The sequence below is a fragment of the Telluria sp. ZB2R32 genome, from assembly GCF_059685715.1.
The window spans coordinates 392,729-414,172 of sequence record NZ_JCASIG010000001.1 but is presented as its reverse complement, the minus strand read 5'-3'; the positions used below and the strand labels follow the sequence as shown (position 1 = coordinate 414,172).

The window sequence follows — 21,444 nt, the reverse complement described above, 5'->3', positions numbered from 1 at the left end:
ACCGATGACGACCGCTACCCCAAGCCGCCTGCTCGACGGCGCAGACTACCTTCACACCGCCGCCCCGCGCCTGGACAACGTGCGCATGCTCGTCGTCGGCGACGTCATGCTCGACCGCTACTGGTTCGGCGACGTCGCGCGCATTTCGCCGGAAGCGCCGGTGCCGGTGGTGCGCATCGAGCGCCGCGAAGAACGCCTTGGCGGCGCCGCCAACGTCGCCCGCAACGCGGCCGCGCTGGGCGCCCACAGCGGCTTGCTGGGCGTGGTCGGCGCCGACGAAGCCGGCACCTCGGTGGAGACGCTGCTGCGCGACTCCAGCATCCACAGCTACCTGAAACGCGACGCGGCGATCAGCACCATCATCAAGCTGCGCGTCATCGGCCGCCAGCAGCAGATGGTGCGCATCGACTTCGAGGACGCCCCCACCGAAGACGTCCTGCGCGACAAGCTGACCCAGTTCAAGGCGCTGCTGCCGCACTACGACGTGCTGATCTTTTCCGACTACAACAAGGGCAGCCTGGTGAACGTCGCCGAAATGATCGGCGCCGCGCGGGCGGCCGGCAAGGTGGTGATGGTCGACCCGAAAGGCGACGACTTCTCGGCCTATGCCGGCGCCACCATGCTCACGCCGAACAAGTCGGAACTGAAGCGCATCGTCGGCAGCTGGAAAGATGAAGAACAACTCACCGCCAAGGCGCAGGCCCTGCGCGTCGACCTCGGCCTCGACTCGCTGCTGCTGACGCGTTCGGAAGAGGGCATGAGCCTGTACACCGAACACGAGGTGCTGCACGTGCACGCCGACGCGCGCGAAGTGTTCGACGTCTCCGGCGCCGGCGACACCGTGATTGCCACCATGGCCGCCATGCTCGGCGCCGGCGCCCCGCTCGACGTCGCGCTGGCCACCGCCAACCGCGCCGGCGGCATCGTGGTCGGCAAGCTGGGTACGGCGACGGTCACGCGCGACGAGCTGTTCCCGGGTTGAGCGAAACGGTTCGGCCGCGGAACGTAAGCCGCTAACCGTCGTGCACCGTAGGGTGGGCTCCCGAGCCCACGCGTTACGCACGGCTCCTCGGTCGAAATGCGGTACGTATCCAGGACGCTTTGCACCGCGTGGACGGAGTCCACCCTACGCTTTGATGCCGCTCAAGCCCGCCACGTCAACAAGCTTCATTCCGCCGCGTTAAGCGCGGGTGGACGGCACCCGCCGTCCGTATTCCCCAATGGAGACTTTTTGATGATCAAGAAACTGATGCTTGCCATTGCCGCGCTGGTCGCTTCGACCGGCTTCGCGTTCGCCCAGGTCGACGTCAACAAGGCCGATGCCGCCGCCCTCGATGGCGTCAAGGGCGTGGGTCCGAGCATGTCGAAAGCGATCCTGGACGAGCGCAGCAAGGGCGAGTTCAAGGACTGGGCCGACTTCCAGAAGCGCGTCAAGGGCGTCGGTGACAAGAAGGCGGCCAAGCTGTCCGAAGCCGGCCTGCAGGTGAATGGCCAGGCCAAGGAAGGCGCAGCGGCGGCGGCCAAGCCGGAGAAGACCGCCAAGGCGGCCCCGGCAAAAGAGGCGAAGGCCAAGCCGGCCGAGGCCCCCAAGGCCAGCATGTAAGCCGGTCCTGCAGCGCCGGAATTTTTGCATGTAAAGACGGTAACAGGCGGGGCGGGGCATGAGAAGATAGAGAATCGAAAAGCAACGATTCCAAGGACCTTCATGCCTCGCCTCCGTAGTGATGTTCGTGTTACCGCCGCCCTCGTCGCCGGCTTGTTCGCCTCCAGCACCTCCTTTGCCGCACCTGCCGCACCGTCCGCTCCCGACGTCTCCCGCCACCAGCCGCAAATCGACAAGATCGTCGCCGAGATTTCCCCCAAGCGCATCGAGAACTACGTGCGCAAACTGGTGAGCTTCGAAACCCGCCACACCATGTCCGACACCACCTCGGACACCGTCGGCATCGGCGCCGCGCGGCGCTGGATCCGGTCGGAGCTCGAACGCTGCGGTGCCGGCACGGGCCTGCAAGTGTCCTTCGACAGCCACATCGCCCCGGTGTCGGCGCGCATCTCGCGTCCGACCGAAATCGTCAACGTAGTCGCCACGCTGCCGGGCACTCAGGATGCGTCCAAGGAACGCCTGTACGTCGTCAGCGGCCACTATGATTCCCGTAACACCGACGTGATGGACGCCTCCGGCAAGGCGCCGGGCGCCAACGACGATGCCTCGGGCACGGCGGCCGTGATGGAAATGGCCTGCGTGATGGCCAAGTACAAGTTCGATGCGACCCTGGTGTTCCTGGCGGTGGCCGCCGAAGAGCAGGGCTTGCTGGGCGCCGGCCACTGGGCGAAGCAGGCGCGCGCCAGCAACCTGAACGTCGCCGGCATGTTCACCAACGACATCATCGGCAGCTCGCGCGCCGACGACGGCAAGATCGACAACAAGCAGGTGCGCCTGTTCGCGCAAAGCATTCCGGCGACGAAGGAGATGAGCGAGGCCGTGCGCCAGCTGGTGGCCACCGGCGGCGAGAACGATTCGATCTCGCGCCAGCTCGCGCGCCACACCAAGGAGCAGGGCGAGCGCTACGTGAAGGGCTTCAAGGTCAGCGTGATCCAGCGCCACGACCGCTACCTGCGCGGCGGCGACCACATGCCGTTCCTGGAGCAGGGCTACGCCGCCTTGCGCTTCACCGAGCCGAACGAAGACTTCTCGCACCAGCACCAGAACCTGCGCACCGAAAACGGTAAAGTCTATGGCGACCTAATCGAGTTCGTCGACTTCGACTACACGGCCACAGTGGCCAAGGTGAACGCGGCCACGCTGGCCTCGCTGGCGCTGGCCCCGGCCGCCCCGCAAGGCGTCAAGGTGCGCACCGACAAGCTGGTGAACGATTCGACGCTGGTGTGGCAGGCCAATCCGGAACCGGACGTCGCCGGCTACCGCATCGTCTGGCGCGAGACCACGGCCGCAGGATGGCAGGGATCGAAGTTCGTCGGCAACGTGACCGAGGCCACCGTGAACCTGTCGAAGGATAACTATTTCTTTGGCGTGCAGGCGGTCGACAAGGACGGCAACGTCAGCGTGGCGACGTATCCGGCGCCGCTGCGCTGATCTTGTAGGGTGGGCACTTGTGCCCACGCGGACGCACCTTTGATGGTCGAAACATGATTTCGACTCGTATCCGCCGCACCGCGTGGGCGGGGCCCACCCTACAACCCCGACGTCCTCATACGCACTCTTGCGTCCCGGTTTAGAATGGTGTTTTGAAGAACCGCAAGAGAGCAACATGGCCTATAAAACCATCGAAGATACGATCGGCAACACCCCGCTGGTGCAGCTGGTGCGCCTGGGCGGCGCGGATGCCGCGGCGCGCAACAACATCATCCTGGGCAAGCTCGAGGGCAACAACCCGGCCGGCTCGGTGAAGGACCGAGCGGCGATGTCGATGCTGAAGAATGCCGAGGAACGTGGCCAGATCAAGCCGGGCGACACCATCATCGAGGCGACCTCGGGCAATACCGGCATCGCGCTGGCGATGGCAGCCGCCATCCGCGGCTACAAGATGATCCTCCTGATGCCGGACAACCTGTCGATCGAGCGGCGCCAGAGCATGGCCGCCTACGGCGCGCAGATCGTGCTGACCCCGAAGACGGGCGGCATGGAATACGCGCGCGACATGGCCGACCAGATGCAAAAGGATGGCAAGGGCATCATCCTCGACCAGTTCGCCAACCAGGACAACCCGCTGGCCCACTACGAGACGACCGGGCCGGAAATCTGGCGCGATACCGATGGGCGCGTCACCCATTTCGTCAGCGCCATGGGCACCACCGGCACCATCATGGGCGTGTCGCGCTACCTGAAGGAACAGAACGAGGCGGTGCGCATCATCGGCGCCCAGCCTGAAGAAGGCTCGTCGATCCCGGGTATCCGCAAATGGCCACAAGCCTACCTGCCGAAGATCTTCGACAAGTCGCGCGTCGACCAGGTGGAAAACGTCAGCCAGGCCGCAGCCGAGCAGATGGCGCGCCGGTTGGCGGCGGAAGAGGGGATCTTCTGCGGCATCTCGGCCGCCGGCGCCTGCGAAGTGGCGCTGCGCATTTCGCAGACCGTCGAGAATGCGACGATCGTGTTCATCGTCTGCGACCGCGGCGACCGTTATCTTTCTACCGGGGTATTCCCTGCCTGAGCAAGCAGGCACGGCATGACAAAAGGGGCGACCGTATCGCCCCTTTTTTACGTCCATCCTTCCCATGCAGGCCACTTCGCAAGCGGCCGCGTGAGAATCAAGAGAACATTACTCGCCGCTCGACGCCGATGGTGCCGCGCCTTCTTTTGGCTTGAACTGCTTGTCGCTGATGCGGAACTTGTTGCGGCGGTCGCCCATCAGGTAGCGCAGGTCGCGGATCGACAGGTCGCTCACTTCGTGCATGCGGATCAGGAGCGATGCGCCGACCGGCAGGCGGTGGTGGCGGATCTTCGAGATCACCGGCGGCGCCACTTCCAGCGCGCGCGACAGGGCTGCGTCGTTCTTCAGGCGCAGGTTCTCGATCAGGGTATCCAGCAGGCGGTTCGGGTTGTATTGCAACAGTTCATCCGACTCCGCATCGCTGCTCATATCAATGCCGACTTGGTTTGTCATGATTTCAAATATTCCTATTGTGGGTTTACGGAAAGTCGCTTGCAGCGTTTCGATTCCGGAAGTCTTTCGAAAAAATCTACTCAATTGTACAACTAATTCAGGCTCTAGTACTTATGAGCAATAGAATTCGGTGTGAAGCCTCGGCCCTGTTGTCTAATCGCAACAATAGCCGCAATGCAATTCTCTCACAAACTCACGTAGAAAATAATTGTTTTTTAATTAAATACGAGTGTAGAGGAAACAGAAGTTGCGTGCCACACGTTTCAGAATGATATGTAGGAATGCTAACAAAAGCGGGAGTATGCAGTACCCATGAATGTTTCCATAGAGTACAGAGAGTAGGCGGGAAAGGATACCCCAGGGGAGTACCCTATGCAGGGAACGCCGCTGGGGCGAAAAGCGGCGACTTCGCTGTTACACGTTGTTACAAATTAATGAAATGTATAGACGGCTCTATAACGTCTGGCCAGCCCGTGCCGTGCGCACGGCTCGTCCCAGGTCGATCACCGACATGGCATAGAAATAACTGCGGTTATATTTGGTGATGGCAAAGAAGTTATCGTTGGCCGCCCAGTATTCCGTCGCCTCGGCGCCGTTTTGCAGGTCGATCAGGCCGTACAGCCGATCCGCCGGCAGGGCTGTCGCCGGCACGACGCCGGCGGCGGCCAGTTCGTCGGTCCGCAGGGTAGCGGCCAGGCCGCGTTCGAGCAACGGTTCCCAGGCGCGGTGGGCGGCGACGTCGACCCGGATCGCGTGCGGGCCGGCGTCGCGCGGATTCCAGCCGTGCTCGATCAGGAAATTGGCAACGCTGCCGATCGCGTCCGCGGTCGAGCCGCGCAGGTCGATGTGGCCGTCGCCGTCGAAGTCGACGCCGTATTTCAGGATGTTCCCCGGCATGAACTGCGGCATGCCGACCGCGCCGGCGAAGGAGCCCAGCAGGGTGAACGGATCGATGTTTTCGTGGCGCGCCAGCAGGAAGGCGTTTTCCAGTTCGCCGCGGAAGAAGATGCTGCGCGCCGCCTTGTTCGGCGCTTCCGGATAGGCAAAGGCGAGCGTGGTCAGCGTATCGAGCACGCGGAAGCGCCCGGTGTCGCGGCCATAAATCGTTTCGACGCCGATGATGCCGACGATGATCTCGGCCGGCACGCCATAGGTCGCTTCGGCGCGCGCCAGCGCGGCGGCGTTCTCGTTCCAGAAGCGCAGCCCGGCGTTGATGCGGATCGGCTCGATGAAGCGGCTGCTGTAGGCTTGCCAGTTCTTGGGTTTGCCGGGCGGCGCCGGTTTCACCAGCTGCACCGCCGACTCCACGAAGCGCACCTGGCGCAGCTGCGCTTCCAGCACTGCGCGATCGAAATCGTGCTTGATCACCATCTCGCTGATGAACTCGCGCACGGCTTGCCATTCGGCGAAATTGACCTGTTCGCCGTCGTAATCGATCGACGACGCGGCAGCGACGGTGGCCACGGCAGCCGCCGCAGCGATTGCCTTGCGTGCCTTGGGTGTTTTCGGCGGGGTGGATTTGCCGGGCTTGCCCTTGCTGGCCTTGGCCGCCTTGGCCTTGACGATCTTCGCCTTCGATGGCGGATGCCTGGCGGCGGCGCTGGCGTCGAGCTGGGGAGCTGCTGCGAAAACGAATGCGGTGATAAGTGATACGAACTGTTTCATCTGACTTGCGAAAGTAGGCGCTTCAGGGTCACGGCCAGGTGCGGATCGTCGCGGCGCGGCGCGTAGCGCCAGGCGCTGTAACGGCCGAGGAACTCGGCGGCCGCCGCCTGCGCGGGCGCTGCCAGGGTTCCCGCCGCAACGATGCGCGCGCCGTAGGCGCTCGGGCCTTCATCTGCCGAACGCGCCAGGCCCAGCCGGGACAGGCGCGTACACAGGGCCGAGTATAGCGCATCGATCGGATCGGTCTCCCTGCGCCGCAGGAAGAATCGGACCAGCAGCAACACAGTTATCAGGCCGGCCACACCGACCGGCATGCGCCAGTCGAAGAACGAGGACTGCACGTCGTCGACCAGGCTGGCCTGGCGCTGCGGCGTATAGTTGAGCACCCACTGGTTCCAGCCATTGTTGATGGCGCCGGCCGCGTGGCGCATCTGGGCGATCCACGGGCTGCTGTCGCCGCCGATGCGCATGAAGCGTCCCAGGCCTTCGATGCCGAAGGGCGCGCGCGGCGGGATTGCCCCGTTCAGGCCGCGCTGCACGCGTTCCGGCGCAACCGCCGCGGTCGGGTCGATGCGCACCCAGCCGCGTCGCGCCAGCCAGACCTCGGCCCAGGCGTGGGCGTCGGACTGGCGCACGGTGACGTAGCCGTCGAGCGGATTGAATTCGCCGCCCTGGTAGCCGGTGACCACGCGCGCCGGCACGCCGGCAGCGCGCATCAGGAAGACAAAGGCGCCCGCGAAATGTTCGCAAAAGCCGGCGCGGCTGCCGTACAGGAAGTCGTCGACGGCATCGCGTCCGAGCAGTGGCGGATTCAGGGTATAGACGTAGTTGTCGCGCCGGAAGCGCTGCAGTACGGTGTCGATGCGTTTGACCGGATCGGGCTCGGCGCGCAGATCGAGGCCGGCCAGCAGCGCGCGCGGGTTGCTGTTGCCGGGCAGTTGCAGCCAGTGATCGGCGCCGGGTGGCAAGCCGTGCTGCTGCAGGCGGTAGTCCAGGTGCGAGCTGACCCGGTAGCGCAGGCGCATCTCGACCGGAAAGCTCGTCGTCAGTTCGAATTCGCCAGAGACGTTGGCGATGTTCCCGTCCAGTTCCGGCAGGCGCCGCGGCATTTCGAGGGCGAACAGCCAGCGCGACTGCGACGGCTCGAGCGTGACTTCGTAGTCGAGCGGCGGACCGGCGACCGACAGCGCCAGCGGTTGGCGAGCCGAGCCTGCCGCCAAACGCGGATCGAGCCGGGTCCAGGTGCGTCCGTCGTAGGCGCCCAGCACCGGACCGCGCCAGTACATCTGTTCCTGCGAAGGCGCGCGGCCCTCGAAACGCACGCGGAAGGCGGGCTCGCCCGACTGCGCCAGGTTCGCCATCGTCCCCGGCGCCATCGACTCGGACAGGCCCGAACGGGCGCTGCTGGCGTCGCCCGGCACGCCCCACAGCGGCCCCTCGATGCGCGGGAACAGGAAAAACAGGGCGAAAGCGAGTGGCGTCGCCAGGCCCAGCACCTTGGCGCTCATCAGGAAACGCTGGCGCAGCGGCGGCGGCGTGCCGGTGAACTGGAAACTCAGCTGGGCCGTGAGCAGCGCCAGCACCGATACGGCCATCAGGAGCGCGGTGCCGATGCCCTGCTCGTAGAAGAAGTTGGTCAGCACCAGGAAGAAGCACAGGAACACGACCACGAACAGGTCGCGCCGCGCATGCATTTCCAGCATCTTGAAAGTCACCAGCAGCACCAGCATGGCGACCCCGGCATCGCGCCCGAGCAGGCTCTGGTAGCTGTGGGCGACGCCGAACATGGCGGCGCCGGCCAACGGCAGCAGCAACAGGCTGGGCGGCATGCGCTTGCCCTGCAGCGTGATCACGCCGCGCCATAGCAAGGTCAGCGCGCACAGCAGCGACACCCAGGCCGGCAGGTGGGCGGTATGCGGCGCCAGCACCAGCAGCGCGGCGAACAGCAGCAGCAGGGTGTCGGCCTTGTCGCGCGGCAGGGCGGCGAAGCGTGCGATCACGGCCTTCATCGTGTGCCTCCCAGACCGTGCAGCGCCAGCGCGCGCAGGCAGGCCGCCTGGTGGGCGACACCGTTGGCCGCCTCGAACTGCTCGGCGCCGAGGCGGAAGGCATAGGGCAGGGCGCGGCTTTCCGCTTCCAGCACCCAGCGCGTCATGCGCGACAGGCGCAGCTCGAGGTCGAGCCGGGGCGACAGCGCGGCCAGGTCGAGCACCAGTTCGGTGCGCGCGCCGCCTTCGAAATGCTTGGTGGCGAGCTGGCCGCCGTCGCGCGGGTCGAGGCGCGCGATCTGGCGCCAGGCCAGGCGCCGCAGCGGGTCGCCGGCCTGGTAGGGGCGCACGCCGGCAAAGTCGTCTTCACCGGCGTGGCCGGCGCCCTCGCTGTGGCTGCTGGACTCGGCCGGCAGCGGCGGCGCGCCTTCTTCGGGAAAAGGATAGACCAGGGCGCGCGCGTCGGGACGCCAGTAGCTCCAGGCGCGGAACAGCCCGAGCGGGAAACGGGTGCTGAGCGTCAGGCGCGGCGCGTCCAGCCAGCCGCGCGTGTCGCTGGGCAGCGCCAGGCGCACCGTCGCGCTGCCGTTGGCGGGGATGTCGACCGCATGGCGCGGCTCGCCCGGTTTGGTGCTATCGGCGGCGGCGATATCGACCGCGATCGCATAGCGCGCGCGCCGGCTGGTGTCGCGCAGCTGCAGTTCGAAGGTCGCTTCCTGGCCGGCGAACACGTTCGGCGCGCGCACCGGATTCAGGCGCAGGTAAGCCAGGTTGCGCCAGGTGAGCAGCATGTCGACCACGGCGCAGGACAGGGCGAGGAAGGTCAGCGCATAGCCGAGGCCGAGGTTGTAGTTGATCGAGCCGATCAGGAGCACCAGCAGCAGGGCGCCGAAGCCCAGGCCGGGGCCGGTCGGCAGGATGAAGATGCGGCGCTGGCCGAGCAGCAGCTCGCCCTTGTCGACGGCGGCGGCTTTGCGCGTACGCAGGGGCAGACCCAGGCGCCGGGTCAGGCTGGAGCGCGCCATCGTCGGGTCCTCAGACCGGCACCGATTTTTGCAGCTGCAGCACCAGGTCGCGGCTGGCCAGCGCCAGGCCCTGCGCCGATTTCACCGGCCGCAGGCGGTGCGCACAGACCGGCACCAGCACCGCCTGGATGTCTTCGGGCAGCACGTGGTCGCGGCCCTCGAGTGCAGCCCAGGCGCGCCCGGCCTGCAGCAGCGCGATCGCCGCGCGCGGCGACAAGCCTTCGGCGAACAGCGTGCCCGAACGCGAAGCCTGGGCCAGCGCCTGCACGTAGTCGATCAGCGAACTCGACGCATGGATCGAGCGCAGCGCGCCTTGGGCATCGATCAGCTCCGCCGGGTTCATGGCTGCTTCCAGCGTGCGCAGCATGGCGCGCCGGTCTTCGCCCATCAGCAGCGCGCGTTCGGCGGCGGCGTCCGGATAGCCCAGGGACAGGCACATCAGGAAGCGGTCGAGCTGCGACTCGGGTAATGGAAAGGTGCCGACCTGGTGCGCCGGATTCTGGGTGGCGATGACAAAAAAGGGCTCGGGCAGCGGCCGCGTCATGCCGTCGGTACTGACCTGGCGTTCTTCCATCGCTTCCAGCAAACCGGACTGGGTTTTCGGCGTGGCGCGGTTGATCTCGTCGGCCAGCAGCACTTGCGTGAAAATCGGGCCGGGGTGGAAGGCGAAACCGTTCTTCTCGCGCTCGTAGACCGAAATGCCGGCCACGTCGGCCGGCAGCAGGTCGCTGGTGAACTGGACGCGGTTGAATTTCAGGCCGAGCGAGAGGGCCAGCGCATGCGCCAGCGTGGTCTTGCCGACGCCGGGCACGTCCTCGATCAGCAGGTGCCCGCCAGCCAGCAGGCAGGTAAAGGCGAGGCGGACTTGCTGGTCCTTGCCGACCACGATCTGGCCGACCTGGCGTGCGGCGGCGTGCAATTTGTTGAACATGCTGTTTGATCCCAATGGTCGTATGCTGCGGGGCTGCAGGCGGCATGGTAGATTAGCGTCATTGGCAACTATTCTTTCCGGCAGCGCAGCATCCCGACGATTCTAAGCGAGAACCGCCGATCCCGGTGTATGGCTGAGCAGAAGCTGGAAGCGCGCGATCATGAGCACAGCAATCTACAGCCATCCCGACTGCCTGAAGCACGACATGGGCGGCTGGCATCCCGAGTCCCCGAGCCGCCTGCAGGCGATCGAGGACCAGCTGATCCTGGCCCGGCTCGACGGCTTGCTCGAGCGCCGCCTGGCGCCGCTGGCCGAGATCCCCGCCGTGCTGCGCAACCATACCGAAGGCGCGCTGGCGCTGGTGCGCGACCATATCCCGGCCACGCCCGGCGACACCTATCCGCTCGATGGCGACACCCTGCTGTGCCACGCCAGCTACGACGCCGCCCTGCGCGCGGCCGGGGCGGCGCTGGCCGCGACCGATGCCGTCATCGCCGGCGACATCGCCAATGCTTTTTGCTCGATCCGGCCGCCCGGCCACCACGCCACGCCGCGCGAGCCGATGGGCTTTTGCCTCTTCAACAACGTGGCGATCGCCGCGCGCCATGCACTGGAAGCGCACGGACTGGAGCGCGTCGCCATCGTCGACTTCGACGTCCACCACGGCAACGGCACCGCCGAGTCCTTCCGCGACGATCCGCGCGTGCTGATGGCCAGCTTCTTCCAGCATCCGTTCTATCCGTATTCGGAACCGGAACCGATCACAGACACCAACGTCAACGTACCGGTACCGGCGAAGAGTGGCGGCGACGTCGTGCGCCAGGTGGTGCAGGAATACTGGCTGCCGGCCCTGCATGCATTCAAGCCGCAGATGATCTTCATCTCCGCCGGCTTCGACGCCCACCGCGACGACGACATGGGCGGCATGGCCCTGGTCGAGGCCGACTACGCCTGGATCACGCAGCAGGTGATGGCGGTGGCGCGCGCCTACGCGGGCGGGCGCATCGTCAGCTGCCTCGAAGGCGGCTATGAATTGTCGGCGCTGGCGCGCAGCGTCGTCGCACACCTGAAAGTATTGGCGGAACTTGATTAGCATCAAATAATATTTGCATTTTCTGTAATGCAACAAACTATTCTCTTCTTTCATCCGTTCAATTGACTCTCTTCTAGCTCGGGCATACAGTCGGCTGAGGCTATCCCGGTCGACCGGGGTAGGCTCTACGCCGCAAGACGCGGCTGCGCCTGGCTTTGGCGGCAGTGAAGGCGACCGAGACAGGCGTCCACTCAAAAAGAGGAGATATTTGTGAAGAAAGCATTACGAATGGTAATCGCGGTCTGTCTCATGGCCGCATCGAGCTTCGCAGCGGCAGCCAACTACACGCTGTGGGTCAACGGGCGTACCGGCGGCGGCGTGGTCGGCAACTACGACAGCTGGACCTACTGGGGGCCCGGCACCACGGCGGCTGGCGTCAACAAGAAATCGGTCAACTGGGATGGGCGCAGCAGTATCGCTTCGCAAAGCGGCAAGGTCCGCGATGCCCTCGACTGCTTCTGCACCGGTAATAACTGGTGCTACGTCGTCACCCACAGCGCCGGCGACCTGATGATGGGCTACACGCTGGCGAATTACGGCGGGTCGGCACGGGTCAAGAAGAATGCCGTCGCCAATTCCTCGGGCGTGTGCGGCAACAGTGACGGTGCCTCGCAAACCGGCTGGAACATCAAATGGGTGCGCGCCGCCTCGGGCGCCGGCGGCGGCTCCGAGCTGTCCGACGTCGGCTCCTGGGCCGTCTCCGAACCGCTGGTGCAAGACCTGAAAACGACCACCGCGCGCGCCATGTACAACCACAACACCACGCGTAACGTCTGGTTCTACATGTATGCCGGCGCCAAGGGCACCGCCTATTCCGGCATCCTGCCGGGGCAGGACGACGAAGCCGTCGCTTACCACAGCACCGGTGGCGTGGCCGGCAGCGGCGGCGGCTCCTACTGCAATCCGAGCGACTGGTTGTGCAACGACCTGACGCTGGGGACGGCCGCCAACGAGGGCGGCAGCGCCAAGTGGAGTTATCACTCGGTCAGCTTCCGCGACGATAGCGAAGCCTATAACCACTACGCGAACGGCAACTGGGGCGGCATCGTCGGGGTCGTGCGCAGCGCCGTGGTGAACAGTGCCCTCTGATCGCCAACCGGGCCGCCCTGGCGGCCCACGTTCCTGGCTGCCGCTGGTGCTGCTGCTTGCAGTGTTGGCGGCGGTCCTGTGGCTGGCCCTGCGCGACGATGAGCCGGCGGTGGCCGCCGCGGCGGTCGCCGTCAACAATGGCCAGCCGCGCGGACCGCAGTTCTTCGGCCAGGTCGACGGCCAGCCGGCGCCACAATTGCCGCCGGCCGAACGCGCGCGCCAGCGCCAGCAACTGGTCGACAACTACGCGCTGGCCGACCACACCTATTGCAGCTACCGCGAGGGCAGCACGTATCCGGCGCACTCGCGGCCGATGTCGCAGAATCCCGACCAGGCCTATCCGAACCGGCCGGTACTGGAAACCAATCCGATGCGCGGCGACGACCGCCGCGGTGTCGACCGCCGCAGCAACCCGGACATCCTGATCCAGACTTCGCAATCGCGCGTCTTCCTCGCCGCCGGCGAGACGGTGGCGTTCTCATTGCGTGCGGTCGAGCCGCAAGGCGCCATCGTGCCGATGGTGATTACGCGCGCGATTGCCGCCGGCCTCGTCACGACCGGCGGGCGCGCCACCACCCAGGTGCCGCTCGCCTTTGCCGACGATGGCACGGGCGCCGATCCGGTCGCGGGCGATGGCGCCTTCGGCGCCGTACTCACGCCCGGCCAGACTGGCCTCGCCGGCTTTCACGGCACCATCCGCACCGAAGTGCGCTACACGGCGGGCGGCAGGAATGGCGTGGTGATCTTCGACGTCATCTATTCGCCGAAAGTGCCGGCGGTCTGGGCCGGCGCGCCGCGCGAAGTGCTGGAAGACGGTTCGCTCGCCTTTGTGCTGCGCGCCGAGGTGCGCCAGCCGGGGCGCTACATCGTCACCGGCCGCATCGACGACGCCAGGGGACGCCCGTTCGCGCTGGCTACCTTCAACGAGGTGCTGGGACCGGGGGCGAACGACATCAAGCTGGTCGTGTTCGGCAAGCTGATGCATGACGGTGCGCCGGCGCTGCCCTTGACCCTGCGCGACGTCGACGGCTACCTGCTCAAGGAGAATACCGATCCCGACCGCGAGCTGATGCCGCGCCTCGAAGGCCCGGTGCTGACCAGCCGCGCGCAGTCCCTGAAAGGCGTGTCGGATGCCGAGTGGAGCAGCGAGGAGCGCGACCGCTACCTGACCGAATTCGCACGCGACCGCAAAGGGGCGGCGGCGGAACTGGCGAAGTTCGATCCGTCGCAGCCGCTGCCACCGAGCGCGTGCGGGCCGGTGAAATAGGCCTTGCCGGCGCCGCCGCTGCCAGTGGCGCCGGCGCCTGTCCACTGTTCGGTATCGTTGTTCCAACGCCGCTTCGATGCCAAACCGTGCGCGGTTGACCTGCGGCCCGCCGCGTCACCAGAATGGTTCTCCGCGGTCGGCCGTCGACACGTCCCACTGCAACCACAACAATGGAGGATGACATGGGACGATCCGCGCGCCTTGCCCTTTCGCTGTGCCTGCCCGGCCTGCTCGCCGCCGGGATGGCCGGCGCCACCAACTACAGCTTGTGGGTCAACGGCCGCACCGGCGGCGGGGCGATCGGCAACTACAACGACTTCACCTATTTCGGCCCGAACGCCACGCCGGCGGGCGTCAACAAGAAATCGGTCAACTGGGACGGCAGGAGCGCAGTCTCCGCACAAAGCGGCATCCTGCGTTCGGCGCTCGACTGCTTCTGCACCGGCCAGAACTGGTGCTATGTCGCCGTCCACAGCGCCGGCGAACTGCTGGTCGGCTATACGCTGGCCAATTACGGCGGCAGCGCGCGGCCGGTCACCAACGCCCAGCCGAATGCGGCCGGCGTGTGCACGGGCGGCACCGGCGGCTCGCAAACCGGGTGGAATATCCGCTGGGTACGGACTTCGGCGGGCTCCGCCGGCGGCAGCGAACTGGCCGACATCGGCGCCTGGACCACGAGCGAGCCGCTGGCCCAGCAGCAAAAGGTGGCCACTTCGCGCGCGCTGTACAACCACAACGACACGCGCGGCATCTGGTTCTATCGCTACGCCGGCGCGGCCGGCACGCTGTACTCGTTCGCGCTGCCGGGCCAGGACGACGAGGTGGTGGCCTACCATAGTTCCGGCGGCGCCTCGGGCAGCGGCGGCAGTTCGCTGTGCAATCCGGGCGACTGGTTCTGCAACGACCTGACGCTGGGTTCCGGCCCCAACCAGGGCGGGCGCGCGAAATGGGCCTTCCACTCGGTGGTGTTTCGCGACGATGGGGAAGATGTCGGGCACTACACGGAGCGCAACTGGAGCGGCGTGACTTCGCTGGTGCGGCGGGATATGGAAGCGTTTGCGCGTTAGGGAGGAGGCGGGGCGGGATAACAGTCTCCCGGACTGTTCTCCCGGTCCGTCCATCGACTATCCAACATCACCCCGCGCCGGCACCCGCGCCGGCCCGCGCCATCCGCTTCTTCTCGGCTGCGCTCGGCCGCTTGCCTACGACGTACACCACGTACATCGGCTCGGCCGTGCCTGCCTGCGGCTGCGCCAGCTCGGTTTCCGGCGCCACGCCCGCGCGGCTGGCCGGCTCGACCTTGCCTTCCAGGCAGGCCGCCAGCACCAATGCCCCGAACGCGCCAAAAATCCACACCTCGACGTTGCGCGCAAATCCGCCGGCCCTTTTCATCGCGTTTTCCATACCGTTCCCCTCGTCCATGAGCACGGCCAGGAGCGGCCGTCCTGTCATCGTGCCCGTGCCGGATGACTCGATATTGCAACGAATCAAGCCTAAATCATTCCTATTGGAAACAGAACGACACTGCGGCGGGACGCTGGCCTCGAGGGCAGCGTAAAATACCGCCTCGTTCGCAGAAATTTGAAAGCACAGCATGTCGATACAATGGTTCCCGGGCCACATGAACTCCGCCAAGAAGCAGGCGGAAGAACAGATGGAATTCATCGATCTCGTGGTCGAGGTCCTCGACGCGCGCCTGCCCGAAGCGAGCTGCAACCCGCTGGTCGACCGCATGCGCCAGTTCCGCCAGCGTCCCGTGCTGAAGATCCTCAACAAGATCGACCTGGCCGACCCCGCCGCGACCGCCGCCTGGAAGGCGTACTACGACGCCAAGCCCGGCGTAACGGCGTATCCGATGACGACCAAGAAACCGGCCGACGTCGCGCGCATCCCCGCATTGGCGCTGTCGCTGGCGCCGCACCGCGGCGTGCCGACCAAGCCGCTGCGCATCATGATCATGGGTATTCCAAACGTCGGCAAATCGACGCTGATGAATGCGCTCCTGAAAAAACGCGTGGCCAAGGTCGGCGACGAACCGGCCGTCACCAAGACCCAGCAAAAACTGTATCTCGACAAGCACACGGTGCTGGTCGACACCCCGGGCCTGATGTGGCCGAAGATCGACATGCCGAGCGACGGCCTGATGCTGGCGGCCAGCCACGCAATCGGTACCAATGCGCTGATCGAGGAAGAAGTCGCCTTCTTCCTGGGCGACGTCCTGCTCGAGCGCTACCCGCAACTGCTCACCGCCCGCTACGGCTTCAAGACCGAGGGCCTGGACGGCATCGGCGTGGTCGAGCAGGTGGCCGCGCGCCGCGGTTTCCGCGTGCGCGGCGGAGAGTACGACGTCGAAAAGGCAGCCCACGTGCTGCTGCACGACTACCGCAGCGGCGCCATCGGCCGCATCAGCCTGGAGACCCCGGACACCCGCGCCGCGCGCCTCGAAGCGCACCGCATCGAGAAGGAAGAGAAAGAGCGCATCGCGGCCGAGAAGGCGGCGGCCAAGGCGGAAGAGGCCGCACGCGGCAAGCGCGGGACGTAAGCAGGGCTTCGTGCGCGATGCCGGCTGTTCACCACATCGGCTGTTCGCCACGTCGTTAACCGCCAAATATCGCGATCCGTAGCGTGGACTCCTGAGTCCACGCGTTCACCACATGCATCCCCGCACCTCCAATATCCCTTGTCAGGTATATAATCCACCCCGTTCTGGTGCCCGCGTGCGCAATCTGCGCGCGCAGTTAAACGGGAAACACGAAGCCACGGCGCCCCCGGCGCCAGGCCAACGTGTGCTGCCCCCGCAACGGTAAACAAGCGTCGCCCCGGCGACCGGCCGCCTCCAACACCACTGTGCCGCGCATAGGAAGGTGAGGCGGTCAGACTTGCGAGCCCGGATACCGGCCAGGACAGGTGGACCAGCTGAGAGCGCCTGACAAAACCTCATGGCGGCGTTGCATGGCCTTGCCCTGGGGCTTTGTCAGACGCTCTCTTTGATGTCCGTTGAATCCGGCTTGCGGGGACGCAGGGCGGATGACCCCTATTCGAAGAATCACAACATGACTTTTGCTGCTGTTTCGCGCAGCGCGCCGGCCGTCAAGCCGCTCGCGCTGGCCTGCGCTTTCTCCCTTTCCCTGTTCGCCGGCGCCGCCCATGCCGACGAGGCCGACATCTCCACCGTCCACGTGACGGGGCCACGCTTCCCGAGCGACGCCGCCTTGCCGGCCGTCGGCGCCACCGTGATTACCGCCGCCGAGATCCGCAGCGCGGGCGTCAACGACGTCAACGCCGCGATCCGCAAGATCGGCGGCGTCTTCGGCCGCCAGAGCCTGGACGGCTCGCCCGACTTCGGCCTCGACCTGCGCGGCTTCGGCACCAACAGCGGCCAGAACCTGGTGATCCTGGTCGACGGCGTGCGCATGAACGAGAACGAGCTGGCCGGCGCCGTCCTCTCCAGCATTCCGGTCGATACCGTCGAGCGCATCGAGATCGTGCGCGGCGGCAGCAGCGTGCTGTATGGCGAAGGCGCCACCGGGGGCGTGATCAATGTCATTACCAAGCGCGGCAGCGAGCCTGGTTACCACGGTTCGCTGGTGCTCGAAGGCGGCCAGTTCGACCAGCACGATGCGCGCGCCACGCTGCGCCATGGCGAAGGCCCGCTGTCGTTCGACATCGCCGCCGCCCACCAGGCCACCGACAACGACCGCCGCAACGCCGAATTCCGCCAGAAGACCGTCAGCGGCGGCGTGCAATGGGCGCAGGATGCGACCCGCCTCGGCGTGCGCGTCGAGAGCGCGCGCCAGGACCAGCGCTTGCCGGGTTCGCTGACGCTGGCCCAGTTCAACGCCAATCCACAGCAAACCACTACCCCGAACGACTTCGGTACGCTCGCCAGCGACCGCGTGCTGGCCTTTGCCGAACACCGCATCGGCAGCGTCGAACTGGCGGCCGAGCTGTCGCACCGCGAACGCGAAGTGGGGTCGGCCTATGATTTCGGCGGCTTCCTCTCCGAGTCGACCTACAACAGCCGCCAGACGCAGTTCTCACCGCGCCTGCGCCAGCTGTCGCAATGGAATGGCATGCTCAACGAATTCGTCGCCGGCGTCGACCTGATCGATTGGGAACGCCGCACCACCCTTGGCTCGAACGCCAGCCAGGATTCGCGCGCGCTCTACCTGCGCAACGAGATGCGCTTCGGCGGCGAGCGCAATGCGCGCCTGGCGCTGGGCGCGCGCCACGAGAAGTTCAAGAAGGAAGAAGCCAACGCCAGCCTCGGCGTGCCGAACGGCGAACAATCGCAGAACGGCTGGAGCGTGGAAGGCAGCATCGACCCGGTCGCCGGCGTGACCGTGCATGCCAAGGCAGGGCAGAGCTACCGCCTGCCGAACGCCGACGAAAACGGCTTCCGTTCGACCAGCGGCCTGCTCGACGTGCAGACTTCGCGCGACCTGGAACTGGGCGTGACCGTGGGCGACAAGGCGCGCCAGGTATCGGCGCGCGTGTTCCGCCACCGCCTGGAAAACGAGATTTTCTATGACCCGACGGTGCCGCCGTTCGGCGCCAACACCAACCTCGATCCGACGCGCCGCCAGGGCATCGAGCTCGACGCCCAGGCCGACCTCGGCATGGACCTGCGCCTGTCCGGCCACTTCCAGCACGTGCAAGCGGAATTCACGGATGGCCCGAACGCCGGCCGCGAGATGGTGCTGGTGCCGAAGAACGTGCTGACTGCGCGCCTGGCCTGGACGCCGGCCAACGGCCACAGTGCCGACATCGGCGCGCAATACGTGTCGAAGCAGCGCTACGGCAGCGACTTCGGCAACGATTGCAGCACGCGCATCCCGTCGTACACGACCTTCGACGCGCGCTATGCAGTGAAAGTGGGCGCCTGGGAACTGGCCATCAATGGCTTGAACCTGGCCGACCGCCAGTACTTCAGCCAGGCTTTCGGCTGCCGCAGCGGCATCTACCCGAGCGACGGCCGCCAGCTGAAGCTCTCGGCGCGCTACGACTTCTGATGTAGCCCGCGGCCATGGACGCCTTCCTCGTCGTCTCGCCCACGCGCCGGCGCGCCACCCTGGCGCTGCTGGCCGCGGGGGCGCTGCTGGCGCTGGCCGGGGCCGGGCTGGCGGGTTCGGTGCCGCTGTCGCCCGACGAGCTGCCGCAGGCGTTGGCCAGCCTGCTGGGCGGCGCGCCCGACGGCATGGCCGCGACCCTGCTCGACCTGCGCCTGGGCCGCGCCAGCAGCGCCTTCGTCACCGGCGCCGCGCTGGCGCTGGCCGGCGTCATGATGCAGGCGCTGGTGCGCAACCCGCTGGCCGACCCCTACGTGCTGGGCGTGTCGGCCGGCGCCGCGGTGGGCGCGCTGGCCGCCTTGCTGTTCGGCGCGGCGCTGTGGGTGGTGGACGTGGGCGCGCTGGCGGGAGCGGTGGGCATCTCGCTGCTGCTGTACCTGCTGGCGCGGCGCGACCTGGGTGGTGGCCGCGGCAGCGTGCGCACCGGAGAATCGGGCGTATTGCTGCTGACCGGCGTGGTGCTGGCCTCGGCCTGCATGGCGCTCGTCACCCTGATGCTGTCGGTGGCGCCCGAGTCGCGCCTGCGCGGCATGGTGTTCTGGATGATCGGCGACCTGGCCGGCAGCTCCTGGCGCCTGCTGCCGTGGATCGTGCTGGCCGGCGCGCTGCTGCTGGCGCTGCGGCGCGCGCGTGCGCTCAACGTCATGGCGCTGCATGCCGATGCCGCCGTCACGCTGGGCGTGCACGTGGCCGGGCTGCGCCGCTTCCTGTTTCTCTGTTCCGGCCTGCTGACGGCGTGCGCTGTGACCACCGGCGGCAGCATCGGCTTCGTCGGCCTGGTGGTGCCGCACGCCTGCCGCCATGCCTTCGGGCCGGACCACCGCATCCTGCTGCCCGCCGCCGCCCTGGCCGGCGGCGGCTTCCTGGTGCTGGCCGACACGCTGGCGCGCACCGTGCTGGCGCCGCAGCAGCTGCCGGTAGGCGTGCTGACCTCGCTGATCGGCGTACCCGTTTTCCTGTTCCAGCTGCACCAGCTGCATTTGCGCGCACGATGATCGAAACCCAAGAACTTATACTGCATACCGATGTGCGTGCCAATGCGCGCCTGCTGGTCGAACGGCTCGACTGGCGCGTCGCGGCCGGCGAGAGCTGGTGCGTGATCGGCCCCAACGGCGCCGGCAAGAGCACGCTGCTGCGCACGCTCGCCGGCCTGCGCCAGCCCGACGCCGGCCAGGTCATATTGGCCGGCAAGCCACTGGGCGCATGGCCACTGCCGGCACTGGCGCGCGAACGCGCCTACCTGGCGCAATCGCGCGGCGACGCCTTTGCCTACCGCGTCATCGAGACCGTGCTGATGGCGCGCCATCCCTACCACGCCGACCGCTACTGGGAAGGCAGCGACGACCATGCCGCCGCCGAACAGGCGCTGCGCACCCTGGACGTGCTGCACCTGGCCCAGCGCGACGTGCGCACGCTCTCCGGCGGCGAGCGCCAGCGCGTCGCCATTGCTGCGTTATTGGCCCAGGATACGCCGCTGCTGCTGCTCGACGAGCCGGCCAACGCGCTCGACCTGGCGCACCAGGTGGCGATGACCAACCTGCTGGCCGGCCTGTGCCGCAACGAGGGCAGGGCGGTGGTCAGCGTCGGCCACGACCTCAACCTGGCCTGGAGCGGCGCCACCCATGCGCTGCTGCTGCACGGCGACGGGCAATGGCGCGCCGGCCCGGTGCACCAGGTGATGCGCGCCGACCTGCTCGGCGCCTGCCTCGGCCACCCGATCGCCGTCATCGAACATGGCGGGCGCACCATCTTCCTGCCCGAGGCCCCGCCGGCCGCGGACGGCATCGTCCGGAGAGTCCAATGAAAATTGTGTTGTCACTGTTGCTGGCGCTGTGTACCGCTTCCAGCCAGGCTGCCGTCGCCGTGGTCGACGACAGCGGCAAGCAGGTCGTGCTGGCGCGCCCGGCGCAGCGCGTAATCTCGATGGCGCCGCACGTGACCGAACTGCTGTTCGCCGCCGGCGGCGGCGCGCGCATCGTCGGCGCCATGAACTACAGCGACTACCCCCTCGAGGCGCGCAAGATTCCATTGATCGGCTCGAACAGCCAGATCGACCTCGAGCGCGTGATCGCCATGAAGCCGGACCTGCTCGTCGTCTGGCAAAGCGGGAATACCGCGCGCCAGATCGCCCAGCTGCAAAGCCTGGGCATCCCGGTCTTCCACAGCGAACCGCGCAACCTGGAAACGGTGGCCACCAGCCTGGAGCGCTTCGGGCGCCTGCTCGGCAGCGACAAGGCCGCCAATGACGCCGCCACCCGGTTCCGCGCCCGCGTACAAAGCCTGCGCACGCGCTACGCCGGACGGCCGCCGGTCGCGGTGTTCTACCAGGTCTGGGACAATCCGATCTACACTTTGAATGGCGACCAGATCGCCAGCGATGTGATCCGCCTCTGCGGCGGCAAGAATATTTTCGCGGACCTGAAAACGGTCGCGCCCCAGGTCGGCATCGAGGCGGTGCTGCAGCGCGATCCGGAAGCGATCTTCGGCGGCAAGCGCTACACGCCGCAAGACCGCGGCTTGAGCATCTGGGAACCCTACCGCGGCATGACGGCGGTACGGCGCAAGAACCTGTTCGAACTCGACGGCGAATCGCTGACCCGGCCCGGTCCGCGCGTGGCCGACGGCGCCGCGCTGCTGTGCGCGCGGCTGGAAGAAGCGCGTGCCCGCCGCTAACGAGCGGTGAAGTGCGCGG

At 66.9% G+C, this 21,444-nt stretch carries 19 protein-coding genes and 1 riboswitch; of the genes, 13 read left to right on the top strand and 6 right to left on the bottom strand.

The window, feature by feature from the left end; genetic code table 11:
- Positions 1–4 precede the first annotated feature (4 nt).
- The 4 genes from rfaE1 to cysM all read left to right on the top strand — a co-directional run bounded on the left by rfaE1 (position 5) and on the right by cysM (position 4,172).
- The gene (gene rfaE1, locus AC56LG_RS01775) at positions 5–982 is read left to right on the top strand and encodes a D-glycero-beta-D-manno-heptose-7-phosphate kinase (protein WP_497164418.1); all 978 of its coding nucleotides are present in this window, start codon (positions 5–7) and stop codon (positions 980–982) included.
- Between the two features lie 252 nt (positions 983–1,234).
- Entirely contained in the window at positions 1,235–1,603 is a 369-nt protein-coding gene (locus AC56LG_RS01770) for a ComEA family DNA-binding protein (RefSeq protein WP_497164417.1), read from the top strand.
- Between the two features lie 102 nt (positions 1,604–1,705).
- Entirely contained in the window at positions 1,706–3,094 is a 1,389-nt protein-coding gene (locus AC56LG_RS01765) for a M28 family peptidase (protein WP_497164416.1), read from the top strand.
- Positions 3,095–3,269: 175 nt separating this feature from the next.
- Positions 3,270–4,172, top strand: a complete 903-nt coding sequence (gene cysM / locus AC56LG_RS01760; protein WP_497164415.1) for a cysteine synthase CysM — start codon at positions 3,270–3,272, stop codon at positions 4,170–4,172.
- 108 nt (positions 4,173–4,280) lie between these two features.
- On the opposite strand, the gene AC56LG_RS01755 is transcribed toward cysM, so the two are convergent.
- From AC56LG_RS01755 to AC56LG_RS01735, 5 genes are all read right to left on the bottom strand, one after another.
- Positions 4,281–4,625: a hypothetical protein gene (locus AC56LG_RS01755; protein WP_136219512.1), complete on the bottom strand. Its 345-nt coding sequence runs from the start codon at positions 4,623–4,625 to the stop codon at positions 4,281–4,283.
- 453 nt (positions 4,626–5,078) lie between these two features.
- Positions 5,079–6,290, bottom strand: a complete 1,212-nt coding sequence (gene mltB / locus AC56LG_RS01750) for a lytic murein transglycosylase B (RefSeq protein WP_497164414.1) — start codon at positions 6,288–6,290, stop codon at positions 5,079–5,081.
- Positions 6,287–8,299, bottom strand: a complete 2,013-nt coding sequence (locus tag AC56LG_RS01745) for a transglutaminase TgpA family protein (protein WP_497164413.1) — start codon at positions 8,297–8,299, stop codon at positions 6,287–6,289. The genes mltB and AC56LG_RS01745 overlap by 4 nt, the downstream gene beginning before the upstream one ends.
- Entirely contained in the window at positions 8,296–9,303 is a 1,008-nt protein-coding gene (locus AC56LG_RS01740) for a DUF58 domain-containing protein (RefSeq protein WP_497164412.1), read from the bottom strand. The genes AC56LG_RS01745 and AC56LG_RS01740 overlap by 4 nt, the downstream gene beginning before the upstream one ends.
- Positions 9,304–9,313: 10 nt before the next feature.
- The gene (locus tag AC56LG_RS01735; RefSeq protein WP_497164411.1) at positions 9,314–10,234 is read right to left on the bottom strand and encodes an AAA family ATPase; all 921 of its coding nucleotides are present in this window, start codon (positions 10,232–10,234) and stop codon (positions 9,314–9,316) included.
- A gap of 160 nt (positions 10,235–10,394) precedes the next feature.
- On the opposite strand from AC56LG_RS01735, the gene AC56LG_RS01730 reads away from it, so the two are divergent.
- The 4 genes from AC56LG_RS01730 (at position 10,395) to AC56LG_RS01715 (ending at position 14,750) form a co-directional block, all read left to right on the top strand.
- A complete protein-coding gene (locus AC56LG_RS01730; RefSeq protein ID WP_497164410.1) occupies positions 10,395–11,327 on the top strand; it encodes a histone deacetylase family protein in 933 nt (310 codons plus the stop codon).
- 249 nt (positions 11,328–11,576) lie between these two features.
- Complete coding sequence (locus AC56LG_RS01725) at positions 11,577–12,416, top strand: hypothetical protein (protein WP_497164409.1); 840 nt, start codon at positions 11,577–11,579, stop codon at positions 12,414–12,416.
- A complete protein-coding gene (locus AC56LG_RS01720; RefSeq protein ID WP_497164408.1) occupies positions 12,406–13,683 on the top strand; it encodes a choice-of-anchor X domain-containing protein in 1,278 nt (425 codons plus the stop codon). Before AC56LG_RS01725 ends, AC56LG_RS01720 begins: the two co-directional genes overlap by 11 nt.
- A gap of 182 nt (positions 13,684–13,865) precedes the next feature.
- On the top strand, positions 13,866–14,750 hold the full coding sequence (locus AC56LG_RS01715; RefSeq protein ID WP_497164407.1) for a hypothetical protein: 885 nt from the start codon (positions 13,866–13,868) through the stop codon (positions 14,748–14,750).
- A 67-nt stretch (positions 14,751–14,817) separates the two neighbouring features.
- On the opposite strand, the gene AC56LG_RS01710 is transcribed toward AC56LG_RS01715, so the two are convergent.
- Positions 14,818–15,075: a hypothetical protein gene (locus tag AC56LG_RS01710; protein WP_497164406.1), complete on the bottom strand. Its 258-nt coding sequence runs from the start codon at positions 15,073–15,075 to the stop codon at positions 14,818–14,820.
- Positions 15,076–15,304: 229 nt separating this feature from the next.
- On the opposite strand from AC56LG_RS01710, the gene ylqF reads away from it, so the two are divergent.
- From ylqF to AC56LG_RS01685, 5 genes are all read left to right on the top strand, one after another.
- Entirely contained in the window at positions 15,305–16,225 is a 921-nt protein-coding gene (gene ylqF, locus AC56LG_RS01705) for a ribosome biogenesis GTPase YlqF (protein ID WP_497165008.1), read from the top strand.
- 148 nt (positions 16,226–16,373) lie between these two features.
- Positions 16,374–16,600, top strand: a riboswitch (cobalamin riboswitch).
- 136 nt (positions 16,601–16,736) lie between these two features.
- Complete coding sequence (locus AC56LG_RS01700; RefSeq protein WP_497164405.1) at positions 16,737–18,695, top strand: TonB-dependent receptor; 1,959 nt, start codon at positions 16,737–16,739, stop codon at positions 18,693–18,695.
- Positions 18,696–18,709: 14 nt separating this feature from the next.
- On the top strand, positions 18,710–19,747 hold the full coding sequence (locus AC56LG_RS01695; RefSeq protein WP_497164404.1) for a FecCD family ABC transporter permease: 1,038 nt from the start codon (positions 18,710–18,712) through the stop codon (positions 19,745–19,747).
- Positions 19,744–20,556 (top strand): ABC transporter ATP-binding protein, encoded by an 813-nt coding sequence (locus tag AC56LG_RS01690; RefSeq protein ID WP_497164403.1) that lies wholly within the window; start codon positions 19,744–19,746, stop codon positions 20,554–20,556. Before AC56LG_RS01695 ends, AC56LG_RS01690 begins: the two co-directional genes overlap by 4 nt.
- The gene (locus tag AC56LG_RS01685) at positions 20,553–21,425 is read left to right on the top strand and encodes a cobalamin-binding protein (protein ID WP_497164402.1); all 873 of its coding nucleotides are present in this window, start codon (positions 20,553–20,555) and stop codon (positions 21,423–21,425) included. Before AC56LG_RS01690 ends, AC56LG_RS01685 begins: the two co-directional genes overlap by 4 nt.
- Positions 21,426–21,444 lie beyond the last annotated feature (19 nt).

Coding starts and splice junctions, on each gene's coding strand:
- AC56LG_RS01745 (WP_497164413.1), bottom strand. CDS start 8,299: ATGAAGGCCGTGATCGCACGCTTCGCCGCCCTGCCGCGCGACAAGGCC.
- rfaE1 (WP_497164418.1), top strand. CDS start 5: ATGACGACCGCTACCCCAAGCCGCCTGCTCGACGGCGCAGACTACCTT.
- ylqF (WP_497165008.1), top strand. CDS start 15,305: ATGAACTCCGCCAAGAAGCAGGCGGAAGAACAGATGGAATTCATCGAT.
- AC56LG_RS01755 (WP_136219512.1), bottom strand. CDS start 4,625: ATGACAAACCAAGTCGGCATTGATATGAGCAGCGATGCGGAGTCGGAT.
- AC56LG_RS01715 (WP_497164407.1), top strand. CDS start 13,866: ATGGGACGATCCGCGCGCCTTGCCCTTTCGCTGTGCCTGCCCGGCCTG.
- AC56LG_RS01730 (WP_497164410.1), top strand. CDS start 10,395: ATGAGCACAGCAATCTACAGCCATCCCGACTGCCTGAAGCACGACATG.
- AC56LG_RS01710 (WP_497164406.1), bottom strand. CDS start 15,075: ATGAAAAGGGCCGGCGGATTTGCGCGCAACGTCGAGGTGTGGATTTTT.
- AC56LG_RS01735 (WP_497164411.1), bottom strand. CDS start 10,234: ATGTTCAACAAATTGCACGCCGCCGCACGCCAGGTCGGCCAGATCGTG.
- AC56LG_RS01700 (WP_497164405.1), top strand. CDS start 16,737: ATGACTTTTGCTGCTGTTTCGCGCAGCGCGCCGGCCGTCAAGCCGCTC.
- AC56LG_RS01695 (WP_497164404.1), top strand. CDS start 18,710: ATGGACGCCTTCCTCGTCGTCTCGCCCACGCGCCGGCGCGCCACCCTG.
- mltB (WP_497164414.1), bottom strand. CDS start 6,290: ATGAAACAGTTCGTATCACTTATCACCGCATTCGTTTTCGCAGCAGCT.
- AC56LG_RS01765 (WP_497164416.1), top strand. CDS start 1,706: ATGCCTCGCCTCCGTAGTGATGTTCGTGTTACCGCCGCCCTCGTCGCC.
- AC56LG_RS01770 (WP_497164417.1), top strand. CDS start 1,235: ATGATCAAGAAACTGATGCTTGCCATTGCCGCGCTGGTCGCTTCGACC.
- AC56LG_RS01725 (WP_497164409.1), top strand. CDS start 11,577: ATGGCCGCATCGAGCTTCGCAGCGGCAGCCAACTACACGCTGTGGGTC.
- AC56LG_RS01685 (WP_497164402.1), top strand. CDS start 20,553: ATGAAAATTGTGTTGTCACTGTTGCTGGCGCTGTGTACCGCTTCCAGC.
- AC56LG_RS01740 (WP_497164412.1), bottom strand. CDS start 9,303: ATGGCGCGCTCCAGCCTGACCCGGCGCCTGGGTCTGCCCCTGCGTACG.
- AC56LG_RS01690 (WP_497164403.1), top strand. CDS start 19,744: ATGATCGAAACCCAAGAACTTATACTGCATACCGATGTGCGTGCCAAT.
- cysM (WP_497164415.1), top strand. CDS start 3,270: ATGGCCTATAAAACCATCGAAGATACGATCGGCAACACCCCGCTGGTG.